Raw genomic sequence first — 10909 nt, 5'->3', positions numbered from 1 at the left:
AATTGGTTAAAACTGGGCGGCCGATTTAAAAAGCAGTTTAAAACATTAACCGATGCTAATAATTTTGTATGTCATGGCTTGTCTTTATCAATAGGTTCGCCAGAGCCGCTTGATATTGAATTTATTAAATCGCTAAAAGTCTTTTTTGATCAGCACAACATTAAAATGTTTAGTGAGCATTTGAGTTATTGCTCTGGTCAAGGCCATATGTATGATTTAATGCCCATCCCTTTTACCAAAGAGGCAATAGCGCACGTTGTCCCCCGAATTAAGCAAGTTCAAGATATTCTTGAACGACCTGTTGCGATGGAAAATGTATCTTACTACGGTGCGCCAGGCCAAGAGTTAACTGAACTCGAATTTACTACTGAAATTTTAGAGCAAGCAGATTGTAAATTGTTGCTTGATGTAAATAATATTTATGTTAATTCTATAAACCATGGTTATGACGCAAATACTTTCTTAGCTGGCTTACCTACAAAACGTATCGCTTATGGGCATGTTGCGGGACATTATAATGAGGCTAATGATTTGATAGTCGATACTCATGGCGCCGATGTTATTGATCCAGTTTGGGAGTTACTTGATAAAGCTTATAAGGTACATGGCGTATTTCCAACGCTTCTTGAGCGAGATTTTAATATTCCAGAGATAAATGTACTCACTAAAGAGCTTGATATTATTATTCAGTTGCAACAAAAGTATCTAAATCCTGAGCTTTCAAAACAACGAGCTTAAAGTTAACGCGAATCACACAGTAATGAGTATCAAGCTATGAGCTTTATAGATGTTCAAAATGAATTTATGGCGCACATACGTGAGCCAAAAAAAAATAAAAAGCCAACTGATATTGAAGATAGACGCATGGCTATATATCGCGACCTATTCTTTAATAACATAGAGGGATTCATTTCTTCCGGTTACCCAGTGTTAAAAACGCTTTATAGTGACAAACAATGGAACAAATTGATCAGGCAGTTTTTTAGTGAATATAATTGTCAATCACCATACTTTTTAGATATAGCAGGGGAATTTATTAATTACTTATCCAGTAGTTATGAAATGAAAAGCTATGATCCTGCTTTTATGTTAGAACTTGCGCATTATGAATGGATAGAGCTTGACGTTTCAATAGCAAACGAAGACCCCAATGAGAGAAAACTACAACAAACAGCGTTAACTAAAAGTCCATTATTTCTATCAAGCGTAGCGAGAAATTTGAGTTATCAATATCCAGTGCAAACTATAAGTGACCAGGTCCGGCCAAAAGAACCATCGACTGTACCTAACTATTTTGTTGTTTATAGAGATGAAGAAGATGAAGTACAGTTTTTAGCAACTAATGCAATGACGGCTTTATTACTCTCTATCATTGAAAGCGTTGAAGGCATTACATTTGATAATCTATGCCAACAGGTGATTATGCAGGCTCCTCAGTTTAACGAAGAGCAAATAACACAAGGGGCCCTTGTGACACTCAATGCGCTGATTGAACGCGGTGTAATAGTGACAAAAAATCAAGATTAAGGCCTTTATTGATGTTTTTACATCGTCTATCATGGCAGCCTTATTTATCGTGCTTAATAAAAGGTTGTACCATGTCAGATGATAAAGATTTTAAAGATCCGTTTAACGCTACTTATTTTATTGCTTTTCTAGCGGTATTTGCAGGTATTGGTTGTTTAAATGCAATTTTAGGTTGGATCACCAGCTTAACCTAAAACGTATTTATAGTTTAAGGCTGTTGTCAGCATCAGCCTTAATGCTTTGCTTTTCTATCCTCTATAACTGTTCAATATTTTCGTTAAAGTCACAGCAAACTCGCAATTAAAGTTCACTTAAGGTTATAATCACCTGCTTTGTAATATCAACCATTGAGCAGTAAAACTTATGACTCAAGTAACACCAGCAATTATTAAAAACAGCATTGCAACAATTGCTGATTATCCTAAAGCGGGCATTATGTTTCGCGATGTAACTACATTAATGGCCAACCCTGAAGCGTTCAAGGCTACTATTGATGCGTTTATAACCGAATATAAAGACCAAGGTTTTACAAAAATTATTGGCACAGAATCACGTGGCTTTATTTTTGGTGCGCCTTTATCTTATGCTTTAGGTATTCCTTTTATTCCAGTGCGTAAGCCTGGCAAATTACCGCGCGAAGTTATTCGCCAAGATTACCTATTAGAATACGGTGAAGACACGCTAGAACTTCATGTTGATGCAATTGTACCCGGTGATAAGGTACTCCTTGTTGATGACCTTCTAGCAACTGGCGGTACTATTGAAGCGACTGCTAAACTAGTTAATAAGTTAGGCGGTGAGGCTACTGATGCAGCATTTGTTGTATCATTGCCTGAATTAGGTGGCGAACAACGCATTGAAAAAATGGGTATCAAAATCTTAAAGTTGGTTGAATTCGAAGGCGAATAATCGATGAGTTATCAGGTTCTAGCGAGAAAATGGCGTCCACAAACCTTTCATGAATTGGTTGGGCAGTCTCATGTTAAACAAGCGCTTGTTAATGCGCTTACACAAAATAGACTGCACCACGCGTATTTATTCACTGGAACCCGAGGTGTTGGTAAAACAACTATTGCGCGTATTTTTGCAAAAAGCTTAAATTGCGACGAAGGTATTTCGGCATCTCCTTGTGGGCAATGTAGCAGCTGTACAGATATTGAAGCAGGGCGCTACATTGACTTGCTAGAAATTGATGCTGCCTCTCGTACTAAAGTAGAAGATACGCGTGAAATACTTGATAACGTTCAATACGCACCTACGCGCGGGCGTTACAAAGTATACCTAATAGATGAAGTTCACATGCTTTCAAAGCATAGTTTTAATGCGCTTTTAAAAACGCTTGAAGAACCGCCAGAGCATGTGAAATTTTTACTCGCAACCACCGATCCCCAAAAGTTACCCGTTACTATTTTATCGCGATGTTTACAGTTTAATTTAAACGCCTTATCGCAAAGTGAAATTAAAACACAGCTTCAACACGTTTTGACTCAAGAACAACTGCGCTTTGATAACGATGCACTTAGCGTTATTGCAAAAGCTGCAGATGGCAGTATGCGCGATGCGCTTAGCTTAACCGATCAAGCTATAGCACAAACGAATGGTGATATTAATAATCAAGCGGTTCAAGCTATGCTTGGTTTAATGGATACACACTACAGCCAAAGTTTATTAGCAGCATTACTAAGTCAAGATGGCGCTGCGCTCATGAGCGAAATAGCAAATGTAGCGAGCAAAAATCCAAATTATATAGCGTTACTTGATGATTTAATTTCATTAACGCACTTAACCCAGCTTACCCAGCTAGTGCCTCAAGCTGCTGGGCTTGATGAGACCAATGCTGATTACATAAAACACGTTGCAGAGCACACCAGTGCGCAGCAAGTGCAGGTTTATTACCAGTTACTTTTAAACGGTAAAAAAGATTTACAATGGGCCCCTGAACCACGTTTAGGGTTTGAAATGATTTTGCTGAGGTTACTTGCATTTCAGCCTGCAGGAAACGAAAATCAGCAGAAAGAGATAAATACACCTCAATTGCCGGCACGTAACACTGAAAGCCGAGCCAATGCACTGCGCGATATTTTAAGTAAAAATAAGCCTGAAAGTACTAATAACGCTGCTAATCATAGCGACACAAACATTGTACAGCAACCAGCTGAAAAATCGATTATAAGTGCAGAACAGCATGAGCAAGTAACCCCCACGGCCACTGACACGCCTGTTGATTCTGCTCACGTAGAGCATTTACAGGTTGAAAACGAAGAGGCTCAAACTGAAACGAGCCAAAATACACCTGCGAAGCAAATAAGTGATGAGCAAGCACAGCGTAACAGCGAAAATGAAGCATACATGCAGCACAATGATGTAGAGCAAACATTAGCTGCACAATTCGATGATGTAATGAGTAGCGCGCTAGATCAAGGTTTTAATCCTCAAACTCAAAGCACATCGCAACAGGCTGAATCTCCAAGCGCTCCAGTCTCTTTGGATGCAGCTTCACTGCATGATAAAGAGTCTCAGGCACAATCGGCCATTGCACGCATCTTACGTGACAGAAATATATCAGGTTCAGGCAGGTTATCAGGTAATAATATAGCTCAGCCGCCAGTGTCTGAAAAACCTGAAGCTGATAATAATGAGCAAAGTAACAGGCTGGTTGGTTCGCCAATTGTAGAGCAAAGTGAAGCCACTAATACAGATATACACACTCATTCTGAAAACACAGAACACCCTCAAGCGGCTTCTGTGCAATCTACTAACCCACCGCCGTGGGATGACTATAATACAGGCGAGCATGAAAAAAAGTCTGAGCTCCCTGTTAGCGGGAGCCAAGCAAAACGCCCCAGTGTAGTCGCTACAAAAGCACAAAAAGTTGATTTTAAAGCTAAGCATCAAACAATCACTGAAAATTTAGCGCCTGAGTTACTAAAACAAATTAACCCTCAAAGTGTGCCTGCTCCAGCTCCACAAGAGGAAAGTATTCCGGTTCCAGATGATTTTCAAAGCCCAATAAGTGAAATAAAGTTTGCTCATCAGCAAGACGAGTGGGCTTATTTGATAAAACGTATGGGGCTGGGTGGACGAATGCGCCAATTTGCGCTGCATTCAATTTTTACGAAGCAGGGAAGTAACTTACATATAGATGTTGATGAATCGCAAAAACACCTAGATACGCCAATGCTTCGCCAAAAACTTGATGCCGCATTATCGAGTATTTACGATCACAATGTGTCGCTGAGTATAAAATTTGCTCAAGGGGTTATCGATTCGCCTTATTTAATTCAACAAAAAATAGATGCAGGGCGCCATCAGCAAGCAATAGATGTGATCACAAGTGACGAAAACATAGTACAATTTCAACAGTTATTTAGCGCCGAAATTGACGAAAACAGTATTCAGGCATTGTAATTACATACAATCGCCCTTATCTTCATGACAATTAAAGATTAAAAGAAAGAGAGAAAATTATGTTTAAAGGTGGAATGGGTAACATGATGAAGCAAGCGCAGCAAATGCAAGAGCGCATGCAAAAAGCCCAAGACGAAATTGCAACAATGGAAGTTGTTGGTGAAGCGGGTGCAGGCTTAGTTAAAGTAACCATGCTTGGTAACCACAATGTTCGTCGCGTAGAGCTTGATGAAAGCCTTATGGAAGACGACAAAGACATGATTGAAGACTTACTTGCAGCGGCATGTAACGATGCTGTGCGCCGTGTAGCTGAAGAAACGCAAGAACGAATGAGCAAAGTAACTGGCGGTATGCAATTACCACCAGGTATGAAAATGCCGTTTTAACAAACAATGCAACTTTCAGATAGTTTAAATCAGCTTATTGAAGCATTGCGGTGTCAACCGGGTATTGGCCCAAAGTCTGCACAGCGTATTGCATTTCATTTGCTTGAACGTGATCGCAAAGGTGGTACACAACTAGGTAGCGCGCTTACTAAGGCAATGACAGCAATAGGTCATTGCCAAACGTGCCGAACTTTTTGTGAGCAACCTCAATGTGACATCTGCTTAAGTACAAAACGCCAAGACAGCGGTACGTTATGTGTTGTTGAGTCGCCTACTGATGTACTTGCCATTGAGCAAACGGGTCAGTATTTAGGTTTATATTTTGTTCTTATGGGGCATTTATCACCCATTGATGGTATTGGCCCTAAAGAAATAGGCTTAGATGTTTTAGAGCAAAAACTTTCTCAAGGCGGCATTAACGAAGTAATACTAGCAACAAATCCTAGTGTTGAGGGTGAGACGACTGCGCATTATATTGCCCAGCTTTGCCACAAAAATAATGTGGGCGCCTCGCGAATAGCGCACGGTATTCCGGTTGGAGGCGAACTTGATTTAGTTGATGGTAGAACCCTAATGCATGCTTTTAGTGGGCGCCGCGTGGTTGCACAAGAATAGTTTATTAAAGCGACTGTTTGAAAAGATATGTAAAAGCCTACGTAATTAATTTATGTAGGCTTTTTTGTTTTTAAGGTAAGCTAGCTAAAAATAGTGTGCAGTTAATTTGACGGCTAAGTAATCAAAGCCCTTTTTGAGATAGGTTTATTTAGAGTTAAAACGTAAGGATCACAATGAAAACGCATTCAACAAATCAAAGCGGCTTACTTAATAGTAAGCGATTTTTACCTTTGTTTATTACCCAGTTTTTTTCTGCCGTTAACGATAATGTCTATAAGCAGTCGGTGCTTATTTTACTGGTTTTTCAAGCTGCAACATTGGCCGATGGTGCGCTCTATTCAAATATTGCAGCAGGCTTATTTATTTTACCGTTTTTTTTATTTTCGGGTATGGCAGGGCAGCTTGCTGAGAAAACAGAAAAATCAAAATTAATCAGGTTTGTAAAACTTTGCGAAGTTCCTATTATGGTTGTTGGGGCACTATCTATTTATACCCAGTCTATTTGGCTTATGCTCAGCACTATATTTTTCATGGGGTTTCAAAGTACATTTTTTGGTCCGTTAAAATATTCTATTTTACCGCAGCACGTTGCCCCGAACGAATTAACAAAAGCGAATGGGTTAGTTGAATCGGGTACCTTTGTTGCCATTTTACTAGGGACTATTTTTGGTACTTATTACATTACGCAAGACGTAGGCCCCGAAATTATTAGCATTGCAGTACTCGTGCTTGCAGTAATTGGTTATGTGAGTAGCCGCTTTATACCAATAAGTGCAGCGAATGAACCTAACTTAGCGTTTACCTACAATATTTATACCTCTACAAAAAATGTGTTTTCAGCACTTAATTCGCAAACAGAGTCTGTGGGAAAATCAGTCTTAGGTATAAGCTGGTTTTGGTTAATAGGCGCCATTGTGCTAACCACATTACCAAATTATGTTAAGCACGTAATGGGGGGGAACGAATTAGTAGTAACCAGTGCGCTGGTGGTGTTTTCGTTAAGTATTGCTATTGGTTCTTTATTATGTGAAAAACTTTCGCGTTCGCGTATTGAGTTAGGCATTGTGCCCTTTGGTGCCATCTTAATTACCCTATTTTTATACTTGCTCAGTACAGAGCCCGCTATTTTAAGTTATGGTGTGCAAATCGATGAATTATTAACCTTAAAGCAGGTATTAAATACTGGCGATATGCGCTGGCACTTTGTGTGGATGGCCGGTATTGGTATAGCATCAGGTTTTTATACTGTTCCTTTGTATGCTTTGATACAACAAAGAACAGAAGAGGCGTGTCGGTCTCGTGTTATTGCCGCTAACAACGTACTTAATGCACTGTTTATGGTGTGCAGTGCCATTTTAAGTATTGTGACATTGTCTATTTTAGAGTGGAGTATCTCAGAATTATTGCTTTTACTTGCAGGGTTAAACTTACTGATTTCATTGTATATTTATACCAAAGTACCTGAGTTTTTCTTGCGTTTTATTATCTATATTTTAGCTATTTGCATGTATCGCGTGAAAACCAGAGGCGAAATAAATATACCAGAGGAAGGTGCAGCGGTTATTGTTGCCAATCATGTCAGTTTTGTTGATTGGATGTTTATTTTAGCAGCGTCACCAAGACCAATTCGTTTCATGGTTTTTGCGCCAATTTATTATTCTCCTGCGTTGCACTGGTTATTTAAAATGGCTAAAGCAATACCGATTGATAGCGAAAAAGCAAACCCTAAAGCTTTTAAAAAGGCGTTTGACGATGTTGCTGAGGCACTTGAACGCGGCGAGCTTGTGGGTATTTTCCCTGAGGGTAAATTAACAGGTGATGGCTGTGTTGATATGTTTAAAAGAGGTGTAGAGAGAATAATTGAGCGAACGCCTGTTGCTGTTGTGCCTGTGCATTTAGGTGGGCTTTGGGGCAGTATGTTTAGCCGAAAAACAAAGTGGCAATTACCTCGTTTAAAGTGGTCGTTAGTCTCTGTATCTGTTGGTGAGCCTGTTACGGCAAATAAAGCAAAGGCGGATAATCTGCGTCAACGAGTGTTAGATTTAAAACTACTTTACTCTAAAGATAATGATTAATAGGCATGAAAAGCAGCGAAACAAACCCTATTGTCGATAATTTTATAGCGCCAAAATGCATAGATACGTTTAGTATTTTGTATCAAGATAACGATATTTTAGTCATTAATAAACCCAGCGGGTTGCTGAGTTTATCAGGGAAAAATTCAGAAAATTGGGACTCAGTACATTATCGTCTAGTAAATGGGCAAAAAGGAGTAACGCCGGCCTTTTTAAACGCTAAATTAGTTCATCGATTAGATTTAGGCACATCGGGAATAATGCTTGTAAGCCTTAACGATGTGAGCTCAAAGCGTTTAAATAAGCAGTTTCAATTACGCAGTGTAAAAAAGCATTATGTAGCAATGTTGCAGGGGTGTATAAGCGAAGATAGAGGGCAAATCGATGCGCCCATTGCTAAAGACACACAGTTATTTCCGCGAGTAAAAATTTGTAAACTAGAGGGGAAGCCAGCTGTTACCGAGTTTAACGTTATAAAGCATCTTGCTAACCCTATTAGAACTTATGTACGCTTTTCTCCTTTGACTGGGCGTACTCATCAGCTACGCATACATAGTCATTTTATAGGCCACCCTATTTTAGGGTGCGACCTGTATAAGAGTGCACAAAGTGAAAAGCTATCAAAACGTCTACAGTTGCATGCAAGCGATCTGTTTTTTGAACATCCCACTACAAATCAAGCAATTCACATCCATTGCCCAAGCCCATTTTAGTGTGAATTAACATTACATTTTTTAATTTTTTCCCTTGAAGTTCTATTAGCTCCCCCCATATTAAGTGCATAACGCAGACACTTTGCTAATTGGAGATATATAAATGACTGCAGCACAAAAAGAAACATTAGGCTTTCAAACAGAAGTAAAACAACTATTAAACTTAATGATTCATTCTCTTTATTCAAACAAAGAGATTTTTTTACGTGAGCTTGTATCAAATGCATCAGATGCAGCCGACAAGCTACGCTTTTTAGCGCTTTCAAATGGTGATCTTTACCAAGGTGATGCAGACCTTCGCGTTCGTATCAGCGCAGATAAAGAGGCCAATACCGTTACTATTTCAGATAACGGCATCGGTATGACGCGTGAAGAAGTGATTAACTCTTTAGGCACTATTGCAAAATCGGGCACTGCTGAGTTTTTCAAAAACTTAACGGGCGATCAGAGCAAAGATTCACAACTTATTGGTCAGTTTGGTGTTGGTTTTTACTCTGCATTTATTGTTGCTGATTTAGTGACTGTTCGCACACGTAAAGCGGGTGAAACAACTGCTTATGAGTGGGAGTCTAAAGGTGAAGGCGAGTACACGCTGCAAGAAATTGAAAAAGAAGGCCGTGGTACCGAAATTACTTTACACCTTCGCGAAGACGAAAAAGAATTTGCAGACGAATTCCGTTTACGTAGCATTGTGACTAAATACTCAGATCATATTTCTACGCCTGTACAAATGTACAAAGCAGAAGTACCAGAATCTGAAGGCGAAGATGGCGAAAAGATTCCAGCAGTACCGGGTGAGTGGGAAAGCATTAACCGCGCCACGGCATTGTGGACGCGTGATAAATCAGAGCTTTCTGATGAAGAATACAAAGAGTTTTACAAGCATGTGAGCCATGACTGGGAAGATCCGCTAAGTTGGGCACATAATAAAGTTGAAGGTAAAACTGAGTACACTAGCCTTTTATATATCCCTAAAAAGGCACCTTTCGATTTATGGAACCGTGAGCGTCAAAGTGGTTTAAAACTATACGTTCAACGTGTGTTTGTAATGGATGATGCTGAGCAGTTTATGCCAAGCTACTTACGTTTTGTGAAGGGTTTATTAGATTCAAACGATTTACCATTAAATGTATCGCGTGAAATTTTACAAGATAACAAAGTAACCCAAGCGATTCGTAAAGGGTGTACCTCGCGTATCATTAAAATGCTTGAGCGTATGGCTAAAAACAAAGCTGACGATTACCAAGTATTTTGGAATGAGTTTGGTCAGGTGATGAAAGAAGGCCCAGCGGAAGACGCTGCAAATAAAGAAGCGATTTGCAAGTTACTTCGTTTTTCTTCTACTCATACAGATTCACAGACGCAAGATGTGTCGCTTGAGCAATATGTTGAGCGCATGAACGAAGGGCAAGATAAAATATATTACGTGGTAGCCGATACCTTTACCGCTGCTAAAAACTCGCCGCATTTAGAGATTTTCCGCAAAAAAGGCATTGAGGTATTATTACTAAGCGATCGTGTTGACGAGTGGATGATGAGCCACCTAACTGAGTTTGCAGATAAGCCACTTCAGTCAATCACACGTGGTGACTTAGACCTAGGCAAGCTTGATGATGAAGAGACAAAGAAAGCGCAAGAAGAGTCTGAAAAAGAGATGGCCGGCTTAGTAGAACGCATTAAAACAGCCTTAGGAGATGATGTTAAAGAAGTGCGTTTCACACACCGTTTAACTGACTCTCCAGCATGTGTTGTAAGTGATGACAACGACATGAGTTCGCAAATGCAAAAGCTAATGGAGTCTGTTGGTCAAGCGGCGCCAGAGGCTAAGCCTGTGTTTGAGCTAAACCCAGAGCATCAACTTGTGAAACATTTAAATGACGAACAAGATGAAGATAAATTTTCACAATGGTCACATGTACTATTAGACCAAGCATTACTTGCAGAGCGCGGAACATTAAAAGACCCAACAGGGTTTGTTACACGCCTAAATAAATTAATGTTAGAGCTAAGCAAATAAATTTATATTAAGTTATTAAAAGTATAAATATTGTACATATTAAAAAAGGAAGCCGAGGCTTCCTTTTTTTATGCGCTATAAACTAGGCAATTAGTATAAGTTGCTTGAGTATCAGCGGCGCTTATGGAAGAATTCAGGCTTTAAAAATAAACTCTCATACTAGGGGAC

Annotated in this window: 10 protein-coding genes; all 10 read left to right on the top strand. The window is 39.6% G+C overall.

Features of this window, described 5'->3' with window-relative positions; genetic code table 11:
- Positions 1-738, top strand: a 738-nt coding sequence (locus BCG07_RS19640) for an HvfB family MNIO-type RiPP peptide maturase (RefSeq protein WP_286891663.1), incomplete at its 5' end; no start/stop codon positions are given.
- Positions 739-774: 36 nt separating this feature from the next.
- Positions 775-1527 (top strand): HvfC family RiPP maturation protein, encoded by a 753-nt coding sequence (locus BCG07_RS19635; RefSeq protein ID WP_010557590.1) that lies wholly within the window; start codon positions 775-777, stop codon positions 1525-1527.
- A gap of 71 nt (positions 1528-1598) precedes the next feature.
- Positions 1599-1721, top strand: a complete 123-nt coding sequence (locus tag BCG07_RS19630; protein WP_008132255.1) for a hypothetical protein — start codon at positions 1599-1601, stop codon at positions 1719-1721.
- Between the two features lie 169 nt (positions 1722-1890).
- Positions 1891-2436: an adenine phosphoribosyltransferase gene (gene apt / locus BCG07_RS19625; protein WP_006792394.1), complete on the top strand. Its 546-nt coding sequence runs from the start codon at positions 1891-1893 to the stop codon at positions 2434-2436.
- Positions 2437-2439: 3 nt separating this feature from the next.
- A complete protein-coding gene (dnaX, locus tag BCG07_RS19620; RefSeq protein WP_286891661.1) occupies positions 2440-4935 on the top strand; it encodes a DNA polymerase III subunit gamma/tau in 2496 nt (831 codons plus the stop codon).
- 59 nt (positions 4936-4994) lie between these two features.
- Positions 4995-5321: a YbaB/EbfC family nucleoid-associated protein gene (locus BCG07_RS19615; RefSeq protein WP_006792396.1), complete on the top strand. Its 327-nt coding sequence runs from the start codon at positions 4995-4997 to the stop codon at positions 5319-5321.
- Between the two features lie 6 nt (positions 5322-5327).
- Positions 5328-5936 carry a recombination mediator RecR gene (recR, locus tag BCG07_RS19610; RefSeq protein WP_286891658.1) on the top strand — a complete coding sequence of 203 codons (609 nt, stop codon included), beginning with the start codon at positions 5328-5330 and terminating at the stop codon, positions 5934-5936.
- A 173-nt stretch (positions 5937-6109) separates the two neighbouring features.
- Complete coding sequence (locus tag BCG07_RS19605) at positions 6110-8011, top strand: MFS transporter (protein WP_286891656.1); 1902 nt, start codon at positions 6110-6112, stop codon at positions 8009-8011.
- 5 nt (positions 8012-8016) lie between these two features.
- Complete coding sequence (locus tag BCG07_RS19600) at positions 8017-8724, top strand: RluA family pseudouridine synthase (protein WP_286891655.1); 708 nt, start codon at positions 8017-8019, stop codon at positions 8722-8724.
- A gap of 103 nt (positions 8725-8827) precedes the next feature.
- Entirely contained in the window at positions 8828-10741 is a 1914-nt protein-coding gene (gene htpG, locus BCG07_RS19595) for a molecular chaperone HtpG (protein ID WP_008127682.1), read from the top strand.
- Positions 10742-10909: the final 168 nt, after the last annotated feature.

Source organism: Pseudoalteromonas sp. ESRF-bin5 (genome assembly GCF_002632075.1).
In the GTDB taxonomy this organism is placed as follows: Bacteria; Pseudomonadota; Gammaproteobacteria; order Enterobacterales; family Alteromonadaceae; genus Pseudoalteromonas; species Pseudoalteromonas marina.
The sequence above is the reverse complement of the archived record's forward strand: the minus strand, read 5'-3'. Positions and strand labels throughout refer to the sequence as shown.